The following is a 19,422-nucleotide window of genomic DNA, read 5'->3' on the forward strand; positions in this document are numbered from 1 at the left end:
GGATGGCTGCTAGCTGATGATGATATTTTCCCGCCTCTTCGCCAGGCTCGCGGGGATCGTCTTTACGATCCTCGTCATTGCCTCGATCAATTTTGTGCTCATCCACTCGGCGCCCGGTGACCCGGCGCTTGTCATTGCGGGCCAGTCCGGCGCTGCCGATGCCAAGTTTATCGAGCAAATTCGCGTCGACTATGGGCTCGACAAGCCGTTCTTGACGCAGATTGCCACCTACCTCGGTAAGATCGTGCAATTCGATCTCGGCTATTCCTACCGGCAGCGCGCTGAGGTGAGCCAGTTGATCCTTGAACGGCTCGGCCCTACGCTGATGCTAACGCTCTCAGCCTTTTTCCTGTCTCTGATCGGTGGGGTGATATTCGGCGCCTTCGCCGGGCGCCGCCACGGAACATGGTCGGACTTGGCGATCTCGCTGGTGTCGCTCGTCTTTTACGCGACGCCTGTCTTCTGGCTCGGGCTGATGCTCGTGCTGGTCTTCTCGATACAGCTTGAATGGCTTCCGGCCTTTGGTTACGCCAACATCCGCGCCTCAAGCTTCGGGCCTATCGAGTATGCGCTTGACGTCGCCAAGCATCTCATCCTTCCCGTTGTCACGCTGGCGGCGATCTACATGGCCGTTTACACCCGCCTCATGCGCTCCTCGCTGATTGAGGTTTCCCATGAAGATCATGTGCGCACTGCGCGCGCCAAAGGCCTCAACGAGGGTCAGATCCTCCGGCGCCACATGCTTCGCAATGCCGCGGTACCGGTCGTCACCTTTGCAGGGCTACAGGCGGGCGCGTTGATTGGCGGCGCGGTGGTGGTGGAGACGGTGTTTTCCTGGCCGGGGATCGGCCGTCTCACATATGATGCGGTGACGGCACGCGATTACCCGGTGCTGCTCGGCCTCTTCCTCATCATGTCGGTCCTGGTGATCGCTACCAACCTCATGACGGACTTTCTGCACCGGATCATCGATCCCCGCATCAAGGGCCGATAGGAGAATAGAATGCAGGACTTTATGCGTGCTTATCTGAAACGTCCGGCAGGCCTAATCGGCCTCGTGCTTCTCAGTCTTGTGTGCCTCCTGGCGCTCGTTGCACCTTTGCTCTATCCCGCGTCTCCATGGGACATGGCAGGCGTACCTTTCTCTCGTCCGGGTGAGAATGGCATGCTGCTTGGTGCCGATACCCTTGGCAGGGATATTGCTGCGGGTATTGCCCATGGCGCCCGGGTCTCGATCCTGATCGGATTTGCGTCGACGCTGACTGCGCTTGGCATAGGCGTGGTTCTCGGTTGTGTTGCAGGTTACGCCGGCGGCGCCGTCGATGGAGCGATCGTCAGATTTACGGAGATCTTCCAGACGATTCCAAGTTTTGTTCTTGCGATCCTGTTCGTTGCCATACTGACCCCGTCAATAACAACAATCATTCTGGCGATCGGCCTCGTCAGCTGGCCGCCTCTCTCCCGTCTGACACGGGCACAGGTCAGGACTGTGTCGCAACGCGAATTTGTCCAGGCAGCGCGCTGCCAGGGGCAATCAACGCTTTCTGTCGTTGTCCGGCACGTCCTTCCCAATGCAGTCTCACCTATCATCGTCGCTGGCTCGCTTACGGTTGCAGCCGCAATCCTCATTGAAGCAGCACTGTCCTTCATGGGACTGGGCGATCCGAATTTCATGAGCTGGGGCTACATGATCGGTGCAGGCCGCACCGTGATCCGCCAGGCCTGGTGGATGAGCGTTTTCCCCGGACTTGCCATCCTGTTGACCGTTGTTGCCATCAACCTTGTTGGTGAGGCGTTGAACGACACTCTCAATCCAAGGATTTCCCGCGCATGACCGAACCCCTGCTTTCAATCGATAGGCTGGTTATCGGCCTGCCAACAGGTGCCGACCGACATCATGCGGTTGATGACATCAGCGTTACCGTCAATTCCAACGAAATCGTCTGCCTTGTGGGGGAAAGCGGGTCGGGAAAGTCCATGACCGCGCACGCCATTCTTGGTCTCCTGCCCAAACAGGTGACGGCGCGTGGTGGAGAAATCCGTTTTGGTGGCCGTAATCTGCTCGATCTTGCACCCTATGAGATGCGCGCTCTGCGCGGCAACCAGATCGCCATGATCTTTCAGGAGCCGCTAACTGCACTCAATCCGCTGGCGCGGGTCGGCACACAGGTTGCCGAGGCGATCCGCACGCATCAAGATATTCCCGACGCTCAAGTCGATGCCCGGGTACTTGAACTGTTCTCGAATGTCGGACTTCCTGATCCCGCCTCGCTTGTATCGGCCTATCCGTTTCAGCTTTCGGGCGGGCAGCGTCAGAGAGTGATGATTGCGATGGCGCTCGCTAACGATCCGAAGCTCTTGATTGCGGACGAGCCGACGACTGCGCTTGACGTCACGACCCAGCGGCAGATTCTTGATCTCGTTCTCCATCTGCAGAAGACGCGTGACATGGGGGTGCTTTTCATAACGCACGACATCGGTGTGGTCGCAGACATTGCCGACCGTGTGGTCGTCCTTCGCCACGGCAAGGTGGTGGAGCAAGGGAAGGCCGGGTCCGTCCTTCATCAACCAAAAGACAGCTACACCCGTGACCTGCTTGATGCCGTTCCCGGGCGTGGTTCGGTCCGTTCCGATAAAGGTAAGGACACTCCACTCCTTCAGATCGCCGGACTAAAAAAGGTATTTGCCACTCGCCAGAGCTTCTTTGCTGAGCCTCGGCGGGTCGTGGCCGCAGATGGCCTCGACCTGACGCTCAATCGTGGCGATACGCTCGCCATTGTTGGTGAGAGCGGGTCCGGCAAATCGACGCTTGCACGGATGGTGTTGCGGCTCATTGAGCCGGATGATGGCACGATGATGTTCGACGGCGTCGAGGTCAGATCGATGCGTGGAGAAGCTCTTCGTCAGTTCCGCCGCAAGGTACAGATCGTTTTTCAGGATCCTTATGCGTCGCTCGATCCAAGACTGAAGGTCGGTGAAAGCATCATTCGCGGGCCGATCTCGTTTGGTGCGACACGCGCTGAAGCGAAGGCAACCGCGACACGGTGGTTGGAGAAGGTTGGATTGAGCGCGAAGGCACTTGACCGGTTCCCGCATGAGTTTTCCGGCGGCCAGCGCCAGCGTATCTGTATTGCCAGGGCACTCGCACTCGATCCGGTCTGTCTTATTGCCGATGAGGCAGTTTCTGCACTCGATGTTTCGGTTCAGGCGCAGGTCCTGAAGTTGCTTTCGGATCTCAAGGTGGAAATGGGGCTCAGCATGCTCTTCATCACGCATGACTTGCGTGTTGCCCGCGAAATCGCCGACCGAATCGTCGTGATGCAGAACGGCAGCATCGTTGAGCAGGCATTGTCTCTGGAATTGTTTGAAAGGCCCCGTGCCGACTACACCCGTCGCCTGCTTGATGCCGTGCCGGGACGGGAGTTTTTCAAGGCCAGGGCACTTGCCGGTGCGCCAGTTTAGGGGGCAAGACCATGGATGAGCTTACACGTTCTTTTATTGAGCAGTCGACCTTGTTGTTCATTGCATCGCGCAACCGGGAAGGGGCGATGGATGTTTCGCCTCGTGGTGGGCAACCATCGGTTCTGCGTGTGCGGGACGATGGTAGCCTGTTAATGCCCGACTATGTCGGCAACAGGCGCCTCGATACGATCGGCAACATTCTGAGCGATCCAAAGGTTGCGCTGCTGCTGATCAACCGTCAGTCTGAAACATACCTGCGCGTCGCAGCGCATGCCTCCGTTTCACAGGCCGACGAAGACATCGCTGCCTTTCCGGCCGACGAGAACCGTGCGCTCAGCGTCATGGTACTGACGCCAAGCAAAATTGAGTTTGTAGACAGTCGTGCCTTTCGCGACAGCGGCTTCTGGGTCGATCCATCAGGGCGAAAACCTCCTCTCGATGCGCTTGGGATCTATTTCAGCGACAAGGAATGGCAGGCAGAGCGTGGGCGCACCCCCGTCCTCTATGATGTGGGAGCAGAAAGCCGCCTTGCCGGCGAGGGATTGCGGGGTTTCTACGGCACGCCTAGCCCCATCGTGCAAACAAAGGTTTATGATTTTCCAAGCCCCGGCTTCATGTCTTTCATTGAAGATGCAAGCTTTTTGGTTTTTGCCCATCAGGGAGAGGACGGGGAGATCGTTATCGTTCTTGCAGGTGATGTGCCGTTGCGGCTTGATCCGACAAGCAACCTTTCGTCTTTCCTTCTGCATGCGGGCGAAGTGAGCGCTTTTGCCTCGAGTATCCCGCATTCGACGCCATGTGCACTGCTTGCTGTCGAGCCAGGGCGCTGTGATGCGCTGCGCGTCAACGGCACAGTCCGCGAGACAACGCTTGGTGAGAACGGGCAGCGTCGCTTCGGTGTGCAGCCGGCGGAGATCTATTTCCATTGCTCGGCGGCATTTACCCGCTCACGCATCTGGTCAGACACTCCGGCGCCCGCTTGGAGTGGTCTGCGCAGTTTCATCTGTACCGCGCGACATCAAGAGAGCCCGGATGTGGTGTCATTCCTCTTGAAGCCAATGGATAAAGCGCCTGTGGGCATTGCGGCGCCTGGCCAATTCATCACCATCACGCTGCCGCAGAGTGATCGCTGGTCATCGCAGCGTCGCTGTTACTCGATTTCCGGTATGCCGGACCCTCACTCCTTACGCATCTCCGTTCGCCGCGTCGGTGATGACGGAATGTCCGCAGCGCTGCACGACACGCTAGCTGTCGGTGACGAAGTCCGGCTTGGTGCACCCGGCGGGAAATTTATACTGGACAGCGCGCCTGACCGGCCGATTGTCCTCGTCAGTGCCGGTGTCGGTATTACGCCATTGTTGCCAATGGCCGAACATCTGGCGCGAGAGACCGGGGGACGCGAGATCCTTTTCATTCACGCTGCGCGGAGCGCGCGGCACCATCTGTTCGCCGGGGAAGCGCAGCGTTTCAGGGCATCCAACCCGTCAATACGCCTCCTCACTGTCTATTCTCGGCCCGACGACGGAGATACCTGCGACCACAAAGGGCGCCTTGATTCGGCACTGATCGCCGGCCATGTGCCGGTTAAGGAGGCTGATTTTTATGTCTGTGGTCCAGATTGTTTCATGCATGATCTAAAAAATGGGCTGATTGCGCTTGGAGCTTTGCCTGAAAACGTGAGGATGGAGGCATTTGGAGCCAGCGACAGTGGTTCGCCGATGTCCTCGCAAGCTTTGAGTGCATTCCAGCCGTGCACGGTCAAATTTGTCAAATCTGAAAAGCGCGTTATCTGGACCCCTGAGGACGGCTCGCTTCTGGATCTCGCGCTTGCCAACGATATCGATGTGCAGTTCTCGTGCCGCAGCGGTGACTGCCAGTCTTGCATGCAGAGCGTTGTAAGCGGAAAGCCGAGTTATGTGAATTGCGAGGAGCCCTTGTTGCCCAGGGGGCGTGTGTTGTTATGCCAGGCCGTACCAACGGGAGACATGGTGCTGGATTGCTAGGTGCACATAGAACGATATCGCAGCGCGGGCGGTCGCAGTTCAAGCCTGCACGGACGCGACAAATGTCGAAATCAAAAGCGCTATGTTCGAGCGTATCTGGTGCATGCGTACAATGATATCGGAACGTGCGCATGGTGGGGAAAGCACTCGTCCTGAAAGGTCCAAAATAATGGATCGGGTAGATTGGTTTCGGATAGTCTTCTTTCAGCGAAGATCCTCGTGTGGGTCACGGGCATGTTCTTTTCCGTTAAATGGCAGCACGATCAGTCTAAGAAGAACTAACGAAGCAACAGCCATTCGAGGTGCGTGACGATCCGTGAAAAAGCCGTGCCAGCTCATCGGACGAGTGAAGTATTCCGATCAATTCGTCGAGCGAATAGAAGGCTGGCCTCGGATAAGGTGGGACGTGTTTTGCCGTGCCGGTAAATTCCGTCAAATCCTTGCTGAGAGTTGTGAACGAGCTCGCATGCCGCGTGCCGTTCGTCTCAAGGCTGAAGTGTGTTTCTACAATGGTGCGGCCCTGAACTGTGAAATTCAGCGATAGACCTTCTGGCAGGGACAGGTGACGGTTCACGGATGCCGGTCCACGGAGTTTTTCTAGAGGGATGATATCAGCCGTTGCCGCGAGAAGATTTTTTGAGGGCAATGCAATAGAGGGTTCCTCCGGCCGCAGTGGATAACCCCACACAGTTTGTAGCAAAACGTGTGAACTCCGGAGCGGCTGGCGGCTGCTAATAATGAAGACTGGTGCATAGCCGCGGACTTGTTTTGGCCAGAAGTACCAAAAGATAAGAGAAAAATCTAAATGTGGTCTTCCTCATGAAACTGGATTTTTTAGCGAAAGTTTTGCTAAACGCTTAGTCGGGGAACGCGCGGGGTCTAGGATCGTGTTGGTATGATCTCGATCACGCAACCGTATCGGGCGCACATTCCAACATGCGTGCCGAATTCTCGAATTGGTTTTAGAGAAATGGCCGGAGAAAAAAAGAAGAGTATATTTGAGAGCTTCGCGGCCAGTTACGAAGAACTGTTAAGGCATCTCTCGCGTCGCCTCGGTCGTGATGCAGATGCGGCCGACGTGTTGCAGGATACGTATCTGCGGCTTCAAAACATTCCAACTGAAACGGACATAAAGAATCCGCGGTCCTATCTGTTTCGGATGGCGGATAATTCTGCGATGGACCACATTCGTGGCAAGCGTTCGATTGAGCGATACTTTTCTTCAGAAGAAACTCCAGATTCGGCAGATGAAAAACCCTCGCCGGAAAGGATCGTTGATTATCGCCAGCGTCTCGACCGCCTTCAACAAGCCGTATCGGAATTACCACAGCGGCAAAGACAGGTTTTCCTCATGCACAAGATTGATGGATTGAGCCACGCTGAAATTTCCCGCGAATTGGGTATTACGAGAAGCGCGGTAGAAAAACTGGTCATGAAGGCGCTTGCACACCTCAGGGACCGGCTGGGTGACCTCATTGACTAAAAAACTTAAAAAAATTTGGGAGATGGGTGAGGTAGTGTCCGGTCTCATTCGTCTATATTCCGAATGCTTGGACCCGGAAGCGTCGTCCCGTCTTTCTCGATGAATCAGCTGGTGGCCACGATGGCAGCAACGAATAAAGATAAACAACGAAAAGCGCGCGACGAAGCGCTGACGTGGTTCGTGCGTATCAATTCAGGCGATGCGACGGAAGGCGAGCGGTCCGATCATAAAGTATGGTTGGCGTCTGACCCTATGAATTGCGCGGAATACGTCAAACTAGGCGGCATTTGGTCAGATCTGGATCGTATTGCCGATCCGCGCAAGGTCGCTTCTCGACAAACCACGGACCGCCCGCTCTCCTCACGACGCGCTTTCCTCGTCGGAGGTGCAAGCGCGCTAGCCGCAGCGACCGTGGCGTTGGTGGTGGGCCCGCCGGATTTCCTGGCAAGCGATCATTTTACCGGAACGGGCGAGTTTCGCAGCGTAGTACTCGCCGATGGGACGAAGGTTGAGCTTGATGCTCATACAGCAATTGCACTGAACTATTCCGATACCACCCGCACAGTTCACCTACTTCGCGGTCGCGCCTTTTTTGACGTCGCCAAAGACGCTGACCGTCCGTTCGAGGTTATGGCTGCCGGTGGCAGTACCACCGCTCTTGGAACGCGCTTCGTCGTCCACGAATGGTCGGGCGCCGTAACCGTATCTGTTGAAGAGAGCGCGGTTTCTGTCCTGGGACCGGATAGCTCAAATGCTGTCCTCAACGCGGGACAGTATGTGACCTATGACGACAATCGCCTCGGTAACGTTCAGCCCGTTGATGTCGAGTCGGAACTAGCGTGGAGGCGTGGTAAGCTGATTTTTGAGGATCGTCCACTGCGGCAGGTACTAGCCGACGTGAACCGTTATCGTTCAGGTACTATCCAAGTCACCGACAGCCGGTTGCTCAATATGCGCGTGAGCGGTATTTTCGACATCAGCAATCCGGACGGTGTGCTTGATGCGATCCGGACCACTTTGCCTGTTCGAACCTTCCCGCTATCGTCCTGGCTCGTGGTTCTCCACCCTGCATGATGTAAAAATTCGGGACGATTTTACCGTCCCGTTTTGCCGCCTCAAAAAGAAAACTGAATCCTGACAATTATTTTCCACTTTGGGGGTGAGGTGGGGACCCTCGAATTCCGTCTATGCATCGGAAGAGTGCGTTAGCGCTCGTTTAATGTGCAAAAACAGGAGTTCGACAGGGGTATGGTCAAGCAGGTTGGGGACAGGTCATCCGCCCAGGCAAAAGGTCTTATCGGAGGATTTGGTCTGGCGCTCTTAGCGTCATCGGCATTTTCTGTAATGGCAGGCGTCAACGTACGGCCTGCGGCTGCACAGGAGGCATCTGCCGCCATCAATTACTCGATCCCACCTGGCTCGCTTGGAACCGTAATCTCTCGCTTCGGTGACCGCTCCAACCTTCAGATGCTTTATCCAGCCAGCCTGGTGCGGGGCAAGACCTCGCGCGGGGTTACCGGCAATCTGACCCGCGAGGAGGCGTTGGGCAGGATACTTGCCGGCTCGGGGCTTGCTTACCGCTTCACCTCAACCAATATCGTGACGATCGTCGATCCATCCGCGACGGTGGATGCCGCAGGTGCCGCAGCCGGTGGCTCGACCGTGCTGGAGACAATCACGCTTCAAGGTCAGGGCGGAACGACTGAGGGGACAGGTTCGTACACGACATCGCAAATGAGCTCGGCAACTGGCCTGCCTCTGTCGATCAAAGAGACGCCACAGTCGGTCAGCGTGGTCACCAGTCAAAAGATCAAGGATAAGGCCTATACGTCGCTCGATCAGGCGATCAATGATGTGCCGGGGCTGGTTGCCACGCCCGATTTCGGAGACAGCCGCTGGCAATATTATTCCCGCGGTTCGTTGGTCAACAGCATTCAATATGATGGCTTAACGAACTCGGTGACGACGTTTTCGCGAGACGGCACTACGCAGGACGATCTCATCATCTACGATCGGGTCGAGGTCGTGCGTGGCGCGACGGGCCTCCTTCAAGGCACAGGCAATCCTTCCGCTTCAATCAATCTGGTGCGAAAAAAACCAACCGAAACGGCCCAAACCTCAATTTCGACGACCGCCTCGTCATGGGGTAACGGGCGTGTAGAACTGGACGCTAGTCGCCCGCTCAACGACGAGGGATCGGTCCGCGCACGGTTTGCGGGGTCTTTTCTGGGCGGACAAGGATATCGAGACTACAACGATCAACGAAATTTTGTTCTGTATGGGGTTATCGAGGCGGATCTTACCGAGAACACCACTGCGAGCCTCGGATTAAGCCACCAGAAAGAACATATCGATGGCTATGGCAACGGCGGTTATCCGACCAAGCCCGATGGCTCGTTTTACGACTGGACTGCCAAGGACTACCTTGGAAGTGAATGGGAGTATTCAGACAAGCGCAAGACGACGGCGTATTTCGATCTGGAGCATCGCTTCGACAACGGCTGGAAAGCAAATATAGCTGCTCAACATGCCTGGAGCCGTGGCACGATCGAGTCCTCCTACCTGACCTATAGCAACGGTACCTACTACAAAAACGACCGGATTTACGACGGAGACAGCAAATCCTATGCGATCGATGGACAGCTGTCCGGCCCGGTCGAATTTTTCGGTCGAACGCATGACCTCGTTTTCGGGGCAAGTACGCACAGAGACGATTTCACCTATTCGGCTTTCAGTGCGAAAGCCTATGCAGTCGATATATTCAACTGGGATCCTTCGGCAATTGGCAAACCGAGCATCACGACCAATTACTATAATACGAACCCTACGATAACAGAGACCGGCCTTTATGGCTCCGGTCGCTTCTCCATCACCGACGACCTGAAACTCATTCTTGGCGCACGCGTCAGTTGGTACGATTACAACTCCGCAGTTGAAAAGGTTTCGCTCGAAGAAAAAGCAAAGTTCGTTCCCTATGTGGGTGCCGTCTATGACTTGACTGATACCGTTTCAGTTTATGGGAGTTTCACCTCGATCTTCCAGCCGCAACCCTATTACGATCCGAGCGGCAACATTCTTGCACCCATAGACGGACGAAACATTGAGGCTGGTGTGAAAGGCAGCTTCTTCGATGACCGTCTCAACGCGACAGTCTCTATTTTCCAGTCCAATCAAAATAACCTGCCTATCTATTACGGTACGGCGTGCGCTGGCGGCACCTCTTGCTATACCGCGGCCGACGAGGTTCGAACACGAGGGGTCGAATTCGAAGTCAATGGCAAAGTCACGGATCAGTTGAACGTGTCTGCTAGCTACACCTTCGCAAAAGCTGAATACATAGAAGGGACAAAGGAAGGTCAGACCTATAATTCCAATGTCTCTCCAGAAAATATGTTCAAGCTTTACGCCTCGTACGATTTCGACCGGGATTTGGAGGGCTTGACCATCGGCGGTGGTGTCCGAGCGTTCAGCAAGACTTATTACGCAACGACAACGTCCTACAAGGAGCAGCCAGCCTATGCGGTCTTCGACCTCATGGCCAAGTACGCGTTCAACGACAGCACCGCCATGCAGCTCAACGTGAACAATGTCTTCGACAAGACCTATTACTCGAAGCTCAGTACGTCGACTGCCTACGGGAATTTCATTGGTGCCCCGAGGAATGTCACATTGAGCATCACGCATAAGTTCTGATCGGCACCAAATGACGAGGTTCACGACGATCGGACCACTAAAAGCTGTTGCGTGCCGCACAAGCGGGCGAAACTGGACCATTCAAGCTATCCTGAAGGCACTCACCGTCACGAGCGTGATGTTGAGTGCCGGAACAGCCAATGCTTCGAGCACTTTCCCTGTCACCGTAAAACACGCTTTTGGGTCAACGACCGTTGAATCCGAGCCTCAGCGTATCCTCACTTTTGGGTGGAGTTCAGAAGATATTGCCATCGCACTGGGAAAACCGCCGATGTGGATGCCACGGCGCCCCATTTTCAAGAGCGGCATTGCCCCCTGGAACGAGGAACGGCTGAGTGAGATTAAACCGTCTCTCTTCACGGGTATCTATCTGGACTTCGAGGAGGTCGCACGCCTCCGGCCTGACCTGATCCTCGCCGTCTCGTCTGGAGTAAATTCCAACGAATACAGGATGCTTTCCAGGATCGCACCGACCATCGTCTATCGATCAGGACCGTGGCAGGCAAGCCTTGAGGAGCAGACCGAACTGGTAGGAGAAGCCCTTGGTCGTCCAGACGCAGCCGCCAACCTTGTGACAAGTGTCGAGCGTGTCCTTGCAGCGACACGCGCGGAAAATCCCGTTCTTACCGGCAAGACCTTTGCAATCGGAACCTACTTCAACGGGTTCTCCGTCTACCTCTCCGCCGATCCGCGCGTGGCTGCGTTCGAAAAGCTTGGTTTGAAGCTGGCCCCAGGGATCGCATCGTTATCAACCCATTACCCCCGTAAGACGCTGCTGGCATTAAGCGGTGAACAACTAAACCGCCTGGATGCCGACATTCTTATCATGTGGTACACGGGTGGAAACCAAAGCGTCGCAGAACACCAGCCGTTGTTTCGCACGCTAAAGGTCGTTGAACGTGGCAGCTACGTCCCTCTGACCGATCCCACCTCGGTCTGGGCAATGTCCGCGCTGAGTGTTCTCTCCATTCCCTATGAGATTCCAAAGATCGTTCCGCGGCTGGCTCAAGCTGCAGAACGAGCGGAGAACAGCGGAGGCTCCCCTCATGAGTGAGTATTTCATTGCTGAGGTACTCTCAGTTGTTCGCGTTTCTCCCAACATGATCCGCATCGACTTCGGGGGCAAAGGTCTCGCCGAATTCCGCTCGAGCGGACGGCCGGACGAGTGGACACGTTTGATGTTTCCTACCGAGCCAGGCGGGCAGGTCGATCTGCCGATCTTGCTGGACGGGAAATGGAAAGCTCCCCCGGCCTGTGAACTATCTCCGGCCCGGCCCTATACGGTGCGGAAATGGATGCCGGGGTTAAGCGTATTGACGATCGAATTTGTCGTCCACGAAGGTGGTATCGCCGCCGATTGGGCAAGGAAAGCCTTTCCCGGTGATCGCATCGTCGTCAGCGCACCGTTTGGGCGCTTCACCCCGCCGAGCGATGCGGGATGGACCGTATTGCTGGCTGATATTACCGGCTTACCCGCCGTAGCGCGAATTATCGAAGAGCGGGGGGCATTAAACACGATCTCGGCGCATGTCGAACTGCCGCATCATGACGACAGGCAGGAACTGCCAGTTGGGCGCGGGGTAACGCTTCACTGGTACGATAGTTTTGGAAAGGACCTTAAACCAACCCGTCTGCTGGACATCGCTCAGGCTATCACGCTGCCGGATGGAGAAGGATATCTCTATATTGCCGGCGAAGCGACGGCCGCTTCAGACGTGCGCAAGCATTTCCGTGATGTTAAGGGGATCGACAAGGAAAGAATAACATCCGTCGGCTACTGGATCGAAGGACAGTCGCGGGGATGAGCACGGCCAAGTCAAACGTCGAGATTCCTAAAGCGGCGATCCGCGCTAGGTCCAGAGCAGGGGTGATGACGGGAGGCGTACTGCTTGTCCTCATTATGGCGGCAGTGAGCTTACTCGCTGGAGCGAGGCCGGTTGCTCCGGCGTCCGTCCTAACCGCTCTTATTGCTTACAATCCCAACCTCCCCGATCACATAATCGTCCACGATTACCGTTTGCCGAGGACTTTGCTCGGCTTGCTTTGTGGCGCTGCTTTCGGTGTCTCCGGCGCATTAATTCAGGCGGTAACGCGCAATCCGTTGGCAGATCCAGGCATTCTCGGGGTCAATGCGGGTGCGGCTTTCTCGGTGACGGTGGCGATCGGGTTGTTCGGCTGGCAGTCGATTGACACCTATCTGTGGTTTGCCTTCATTGGAGCGATTTTTGTTACTGTTGCTGTATACGCCCTCGGGGCGACGGGCCGTGACGGGGCGACGCCCGAGCGCCTAGTGCTTTCCGGTGTCGCACTGTCGGCCGTCCTCGGCGGCATCGGCTCCGCAATCAGGTTGCTCGATCCTCAGGCCTTCGATGCAATGCGATTATGGTCCATCGGCTCCGTTGCTGGCAGGAACATGGAAGTCGTGGTGGTAGTCGCTCCTTTCATCGCAGCCGGTTTACTGATCGCGCTGATTGCTGCTTATTCATTAAATGCCGTCGCACTTGGCGACGATCTAGCCCGATCACTCGGGTCTAACATTTTTCGCGCTCGTATCCTCACACTCATCGCCGTGACCCTTCTGGCAGGAGCCGGAACGGCTGCAGCTGGCCCTATTGGTTTCGTTGGCCTTATGGTGCCGCATGTGGTGCGCTGGCTTGTCGGTCCAGATCAACGCAGGATCATCCCCCTAACAATGGTCTACGCGGCAGCGTTGCTTATCGCCGCTGATATTTCCGGACGCCTGATACTGTTTCCAAGCGAACTCGAGGCGGGTATCGTCACCGCATTTATCGGAGCCCCCGCTCTTATCTTTCTGGCGCGGCGCAGGAAAGTGAGTGGCCTGTGAGGAAAGCGCTACGATCTCATATTGAATTCGGAAGCTCCGTGCGTGTCATTCGCTGTTTCGGCGACCGGCTATCGGCTCGGTTAGACACGCTTTCAATCTCCATTGGCCTCTTGCTTGCAGCACTCGCGCTCGGCATCTCGGTCGTGTCATTGACGAGCGGCAAATATCCGATCGCGCTCGTTGACGTACTGGGCGCTCTCACAGGTCGCGGTGACGATCAAGTACGAATGATCGTTGTGGAATGGCGTTTGCCGCGTGTGGCACTGGCCTTTCTGCTCGGCGGTGCACTGGGCATGAGCGGAGCGATCTTCCAGAGTCTAACCCGCAACCCGCTTGGGAGCCCGGATATCATTGGTTTCTCGTCAGGCTCCTATACTGGTGCGCTTGTGGTTATCCTGCTTCTGTCGGGTGGTTACTTCGAAATCGCGGCAGGTGCCCTGATTGGTGGCATCCTCACCGCGATGGCTGTCTATCTTCTCGCCTATCGACGCGGTGTACAGGGCTTCCGGTTGATTATTGTCGGCATTGGAGTTGCCGCCATGCTTTCCGCCTTCAACGCATGGATGGTCCGCGAAGCGGATCTTCAGGTTGCCATCTCCGCCGCTATTTGGGGCGCAGGCTCGTTGAATGGCCTTGGGTTCGATCAGCTCTTGCCCGTCGCCATCGTGCTTTGCATCGTTATCCCTCTGACCCTCGTGCTGTCGCGCCCGATGCGTCAGCTCGAGATGGGTGACGACGCGGCAAGAGCTTCCGGGGTGAATCCCAACAAAACCCGGTTAGGCCTGATGGTACTCGGCGTGGCGCTGACGGCCATAGTAACGGCGGCGGCAGGACCGATCTCCTTTATCGCGCTGGCCGCTCCCCAGATCGCACGGCGGCTGACCCGCTCGACAGGTGCAGGGCTCATTCCGCCCGCACTTATGGGAGGGCTCCTGCTTCTGGTTGCCGATTGGGCTGCACAGCATGTGTTTGTCACACAGCTTCCTGTAGGCGTCATGACGGTCAGCATCGGCGGACTTTACTTCATCTGGTTATTGATACAGGAGCGCCGCAAATGACCTTTTGTCATGGTCGTGCAGATCGACTTTGCGCGGAGAATATGGCGCTGCGCTACAGCGAACACATGACCTCCGGAAGTCTATCCGTCTCTATCCCCGACAACTCCTTCCTCGCAATCCGATGGCCTGAAACCCTGCGGAAAATCTATGCTGCTTCCAACTTGTCGTCCGAGGAAGGAGCGGCATCGTGATTGATCTGCTGAAACGCTTCGCCGCTTACTATCGCCCCCATCGCGCACTCCTCGCTCTGGATTTTTCGAGTGCAGTTGCCGCCGGTCTAATGGAACTGGCGTTTCCGGTCGCGGTGACCTTGTTCATCGACAAGCTCTTGCCGACCAACCAACTCGGGTTGATTGCGCTTGCCTCTGTTGGCCTGTTTTTGATCTATCTAATTAATGCCGGTCTTCAGGTCATTGTTACCTACTGGGGCCACATGCTTGGCCTTAAGATCGAGACTGAAATGCGTCGAAAATCCTTCGACCATCTACAGAAGCTCTCCTTCAGCTTTTTCGACAATCAGAAGACCGGTCATTTGGTTGCAAGGCTGACCAAAGATCTGGAGGAGATTGGTGAAGTCGCCCATCACGGTCCGGAAGACCTGTTCATCGCCATCATGACCCTGATCGGAGCTTTTGCCCTCATGTTGTGGGTGCATGTGCCGTTGGCACTTATCACCGCAACAGTCGTTCCATTTACTGCGATACTCGCTGCCCGCTACAGCAAGCGCATGACTGCAGCCTGGCGTTCGCTTTATGGCCGTGTTGCGGAGTTCAATGCCCGTATTGAGGAGAATGTTGGCGGCATACGCGTGGTGCAGTCTTTCACGAACGAGGAACACGAACGGAAACTGTTTGCTGAGAACAACCAAAACTACCTGACGACCAAGCTGGAAGCCTACAAGGTGATGGCGGCATCCATGTCGCTTTCCTATCTTTCAATGCGCTTTGTTCAGGTTGTGGTGATGCTGGCAGGCGCATGGTTTGTTGCGCGTGGCGAACTGACCGCTGGCGGCTTCGTCGGCTTCCTGCTTCTGGTTGGCGTCTTCTTTCGGCCCATCGAAAAGATCATTTCCATCATAGAAACGTATTCGAAGGGCATCGCCGGTTTCCAGCGATACACGCAGTTCCTTGATGCAAGACCTGATATAACCGACCGCAATGACGCGAAGTCCCTCGAGCGGGTGAAAGGCGACATCGACTATCGCGACGTCCGTTTCGGCTACGCTTCCGACAGGCAAGTTATTGATGGCCTAAACCTCTCCGTCAGGGCAGGGGAGACCGTCGCATTCGTCGGTCCGTCCGGCGCGGGAAAGACGACCATCTGCTCGTTGCTGCCGCGCTTTTACGATGTGACGGGCGGCGCAATCCTGATCGACGGCATCGACGTTCGCGATATTGGATTGAAGTCCTTGCGCTCCAATATCGGCATCGTGCAGCAGGACGTGTTCCTGTTTGCTGGCACGATCCGAGATAACATCGCTTACGGTAAACTCGACGCTACGGACGCGGAGATCGTAGAAGCAGTCCGTCGCGCACGGCTTGAAGGGGTTATCGCATCGCTTCCTGCCGGTCTCAGCACGATCATTGGCGAACGCGGGGTCAAGCTTTCAGGGGGACAGAAACAGCGCCTCGCCATCGCTCGGATCTTCTTGAAGAACCCGCCAATCTTGATCCTTGATGAGGCGACGTCGGCTCTCGACAGTGAGACTGAGCGGGCTATCCAACAATCGCTCGCAGAACTGTCCGAGGGACGCACAACGTTCGTGATCGCTCATCGGCTTGCCACGATCGCCAACGCCGATCGTATCGTCGTGGTCGAAGAGGGCCGGATTGTTGAGCACGGGAGCCATTCCGAACTAATCGCCCGAAAGGATGGCCGCTACAACCAGCTTCAGGCCGCGCAAGGCGGTTTCGCCACTGCTCATGACCGACGCACATCCACCGCTTCAATTGTTGGTGAGTAACAGATGAGCGCTGGTGCGCTATCTATTTTGGTAGCGGCTTTGAAAACTGCTCAGCACGTGTCCTCGAACCCGCTTGGCCAAAACTCGGACGCCTATGTCGATTTTCTACTTTGAAAGCCACTCTGCGCTGTAGGGTTATCACCACGAAGTTCTGGCGCGCCGCGGTCCTGTATAACGTCGGAACCGGGCTCATGAAATCCGTTGATCTCCTGTACCAAACTATGCTCGCCGAGCTAGGTCAGCGCTCGGAGCCGGATTCGATCCGTATCAAGAGCGGGGGGATAGGCCACTCAGCCTGCAAACCCGTCTTCCACAGAACGAAAACCCGGATCGTTTCGCAGAAGCACTTGGCGAGGCTCGAAGCGTTTTGGAAATTTGCGGATCCGCATTTGCTGTAAACAATGACGGTCTTTGTCCAGAGACTTTATTCTGACGCGCGCCAAGCGGCAGACAGCCCTTGAGATGACCAGAGCTTGCGGGAGGCCCACCGCTCCGCCAAGCGGTGGACCTTGAATCGCGGTGCTCTAGAGCGGATCGCAATAATGGTCGACATAAACTGAGCGAGTGCAAACCGCAATATTAGAATTTTCTGATTTTTAATATCCAATGACCCAACCGCAACGACGGCGTGGTTTAAAGAGAAAAATCCGCAATATCGGCATTTTGTAGTGCGAGTTTTTCCAGTTGAGATAGCAATATCAGGATTTCTGAGAGCTCGGGCTCATTAACAAGCCGAGCCGCATCTAGCGGCCTGACCCAAGACCGCTTTCTTTGCCCAATTTCTGGATAAAGATCATACTCGCCCTTAACCCGCAGAAGGTGGACCGACACCATAAATTCGCGCTCGCCGTCTTTGTTGTACGAATAAAATCCTATCGGCTTTTTTAGCACCTTGCCTCGAATGCCTGCTTCCTCAGTCGCCTCCCGCCTAGCGGCTCGGTGCGCAGGTTCGCTGCGATGAATGTTACCTTTTGGCAATATCCAACGACCAGTATCGCGACTTGTTATGAGAAGCACCTGCAACTCTCCCGCCGGGGTAAAGTGGCAGCAAGCAGCCGCTGCTTGTTGGCAGATCTTACGAGCGCTTCGGCAATTAGCAAACATCCAATCGACATTTCTCCGAAAACCCATGGCCGTTTTACCTTCAACCCGCTAGTCGGCCCTAAGTACCGTGATGCTCATTTGTTCCCGAAAGCGAACACGCTCCAGTCTCTATGAAAAAACAGCGTCGGCTACGAAACCGGTCTGAGGCTCTGACCGTACGTTATCAACGAGTGGCCACAAGTAGGCGATGACGGTCCAGATTCGTCATCTCCGCCCCACATGGCTCAGCTAGCTCGTTCACCCCGGCTCCTCTCGCTCTCAGGAACTTTCATTAGGTCGGCGAGTTCTGTGGAATATATCTCAGCGGAAAAGCGCGCAGGAATTGAACGTAAAACTGGCCCCGTTGAAGGACAGAAACGCGCAGGACGCCAACAATTCACCGCTGGTGGGAATGTCGGGTGATTGGGTTGAGAGGAGAGCGGGAGCACGTTCAGAAATCTTAGCTTAGGCACTGAGAATGCTAGAAGTACCAAACCACATTATGTTTTCGGAGACGCGAAGGTGGAAGAACCTTACACATCGGACGATCCCGAGACGCGGCTTGCACTTTTCGATTTCGCATTTGAGAACGCACCGATCGGGATCGCTCTTGTCGACACTGAGGGACGTATCATCAGAGGCAATACTGCCTTTGCGAAACTGCTCTCCGTACCTGTTGAGAAAGTCTTGGGTTCACATTTTCGGGACTTTACCCACCCGGATGACATCGAGGCGGATGTGATCCTATTTGAGCAGGTCCTTCGCGGCGCCCGAGACGGCTATACGATCGAGAAACGTTATTTGCGGCCGGACGGAGAGATTGTGCACGTACTGATCCATGTCGCCGCCATGCGTAATGCGGAAGGTGAGGTTGTACGCGTCATATCTCAGATCGAAGACGTAACACGACATAAAGAGCACGAACGTCAGCTGACCGAGCGCGCAGCGCAGCTTGAACTGGCGCTCGAAGCCATTCGCGGCGGGTTTTGGCAAATGGACATTATCTCCGGAAAGTTTGAAACGTCTGATAGGTTGGCCCAGTATATAGGTGGGCCAACCGCCGCACGGCTAGATCTCGAGCGCTATCTTTAAAGAGTCAATGTGGACGATGGCGCTCAAGCAGACCTCTCCCCTCTGATCGCCGGTAAGCTCGATCAGAATGTGGCCGAGTATCGTTTAGAAACAATTCAAGGCGAACGCTGGATGCGGTGCGATCGAAGACTTTTGCGCGATGGTGACGGAAATCCGACGAAGATTGTCGGAATGGCCATCGACTTCACTGACGAACGCCGACACATCGAGATACTTGAGGAGAGATCTCGGACGGATCCCCTCACGACCCTCTTGAATCGGCGCGGGCTGGCAATAGCCTTTTCTTCACTCCAATCGGCAGACGGATATTCCGTCCTCGCGCTTGATCTTGACGGCTTCAAAGAAGTGAATGACGCATATGGTCATGCGGCGGGCGACATTGTCCTGAAAACTACCGCCGCGCGCCTATCGTCCGCTGTAAGGAGACAAGATCTAATCGCTCGTACTGGCGGGGATGAGTTCGTGGTAATCATTCCGGGTAATCGGTTAGCTGGGAAGGGGGCTGCGAACCGTATCCTCCACCGCTTGAGAGATCCTGTCTCAATTTACGACAAGGCGGCAATTGTTCGCAGTAGCATTGGCGGAATATGGACGCCAGTGAAAGATGATCTGTCCAGCCTGATCGAACGAGCGGATGCTTTTCTTTACGAAGCAAAGGCGGCAGGAAAGGATCTCGTTCGGTTTCAGCCAGAGGAGCCATCGACAGGCTTGTAACGGTCATCCGGCACAAGTCACAAATC

Annotated in this window: 15 protein-coding genes; 14 read left to right on the forward strand and 1 reads right to left on the reverse strand. The window is 55.7% G+C overall.

Features of this window, described 5'->3' with window-relative positions; genetic code table 11:
- Positions 1-16: 16 nt before the first annotated feature.
- The 12 genes from HWX89_RS13725 to HWX89_RS13780 all read left to right on the forward strand — a co-directional run bounded on the left by HWX89_RS13725 (position 17) and on the right by HWX89_RS13780 (position 16,507).
- Positions 17-994 carry an ABC transporter permease gene (locus HWX89_RS13725; protein ID WP_138793986.1) on the forward strand — a complete coding sequence of 326 codons (978 nt, stop codon included), beginning with the start codon at positions 17-19 and terminating at the stop codon, positions 992-994.
- 9 nt (positions 995-1,003) lie between these two features.
- Positions 1,004-1,834 (forward strand): ABC transporter permease, encoded by an 831-nt coding sequence (locus tag HWX89_RS13730; RefSeq protein WP_138793985.1) that lies wholly within the window; start codon positions 1,004-1,006, stop codon positions 1,832-1,834.
- Positions 1,831-3,462 (forward strand): ABC transporter ATP-binding protein, encoded by a 1,632-nt coding sequence (locus HWX89_RS13735; RefSeq protein WP_138793984.1) that lies wholly within the window; start codon positions 1,831-1,833, stop codon positions 3,460-3,462. Before HWX89_RS13730 ends, HWX89_RS13735 begins: the two co-directional genes overlap by 4 nt.
- An 11-nt stretch (positions 3,463-3,473) precedes the next feature.
- A complete protein-coding gene (locus HWX89_RS13740) occupies positions 3,474-5,465 on the forward strand; it encodes an FAD-binding oxidoreductase (protein WP_138793983.1) in 1,992 nt (663 codons plus the stop codon).
- An 895-nt stretch (positions 5,466-6,360) separates the two neighbouring features.
- On the forward strand, positions 6,361-6,948 hold the full coding sequence (locus HWX89_RS13745; protein ID WP_246705164.1) for an RNA polymerase sigma factor: 588 nt from the start codon (positions 6,361-6,363) through the stop codon (positions 6,946-6,948).
- A 120-nt stretch (positions 6,949-7,068) separates the two neighbouring features.
- On the forward strand, positions 7,069-8,022 hold the full coding sequence (locus HWX89_RS13750; protein ID WP_138793982.1) for a FecR family protein: 954 nt from the start codon (positions 7,069-7,071) through the stop codon (positions 8,020-8,022).
- A gap of 174 nt (positions 8,023-8,196) precedes the next feature.
- On the forward strand, positions 8,197-10,641 hold the full coding sequence (locus HWX89_RS13755) for a TonB-dependent siderophore receptor (protein WP_138793981.1): 2,445 nt from the start codon (positions 8,197-8,199) through the stop codon (positions 10,639-10,641).
- A gap of 271 nt (positions 10,642-10,912) precedes the next feature.
- Positions 10,913-11,695 (forward strand): ABC transporter substrate-binding protein, encoded by a 783-nt coding sequence (locus HWX89_RS13760; RefSeq protein WP_246705165.1) that lies wholly within the window; start codon positions 10,913-10,915, stop codon positions 11,693-11,695.
- A complete protein-coding gene (locus HWX89_RS13765; RefSeq protein ID WP_178340762.1) occupies positions 11,688-12,446 on the forward strand; it encodes a siderophore-interacting protein in 759 nt (252 codons plus the stop codon). The genes HWX89_RS13760 and HWX89_RS13765 overlap by 8 nt, the downstream gene beginning before the upstream one ends.
- Positions 12,443-13,486: a FecCD family ABC transporter permease gene (locus HWX89_RS13770; protein ID WP_138793978.1), complete on the forward strand. Its 1,044-nt coding sequence runs from the start codon at positions 12,443-12,445 to the stop codon at positions 13,484-13,486. Before HWX89_RS13765 ends, HWX89_RS13770 begins: the two co-directional genes overlap by 4 nt.
- Positions 13,487-13,524: 38 nt before the next feature.
- Positions 13,525-14,544 (forward strand): FecCD family ABC transporter permease, encoded by a 1,020-nt coding sequence (locus tag HWX89_RS13775; protein WP_353505679.1) that lies wholly within the window; start codon positions 13,525-13,527, stop codon positions 14,542-14,544.
- A 187-nt stretch (positions 14,545-14,731) separates the two neighbouring features.
- Positions 14,732-16,507, forward strand: a complete 1,776-nt coding sequence (locus tag HWX89_RS13780; RefSeq protein ID WP_138793977.1) for an ABC transporter ATP-binding protein — start codon at positions 14,732-14,734, stop codon at positions 16,505-16,507.
- A gap of 633 nt (positions 16,508-17,140) precedes the next feature.
- Here the strand turns inward: HWX89_RS13780 and HWX89_RS13785 are convergent.
- Complete coding sequence (locus HWX89_RS13785) at positions 17,141-17,638, reverse strand: NUDIX hydrolase (protein ID WP_138793975.1); 498 nt, start codon at positions 17,636-17,638, stop codon at positions 17,141-17,143.
- Positions 17,639-18,112: 474 nt separating this feature from the next.
- Here HWX89_RS13785 and HWX89_RS13790 point away from each other — a divergent pair, with 474 nt between their 5' ends.
- Positions 18,113-18,682: a PAS domain S-box protein gene (locus HWX89_RS13790; RefSeq protein ID WP_138793974.1), complete on the forward strand. Its 570-nt coding sequence runs from the start codon at positions 18,113-18,115 to the stop codon at positions 18,680-18,682.
- A 9-nt stretch (positions 18,683-18,691) separates the two neighbouring features.
- Positions 18,692-19,396: a GGDEF domain-containing protein gene (locus HWX89_RS13795; protein WP_138793973.1), complete on the forward strand. Its 705-nt coding sequence runs from the start codon at positions 18,692-18,694 to the stop codon at positions 19,394-19,396.
- The last annotated feature ends 26 nt before the right edge of the window (positions 19,397-19,422 follow it).

Origin of the sequence: Rhizobium sp. RM, from assembly GCF_013390595.1 — a bacterium.
Taxonomy (GTDB): domain Bacteria; phylum Pseudomonadota; class Alphaproteobacteria; order Rhizobiales; family Rhizobiaceae; genus Agrobacterium.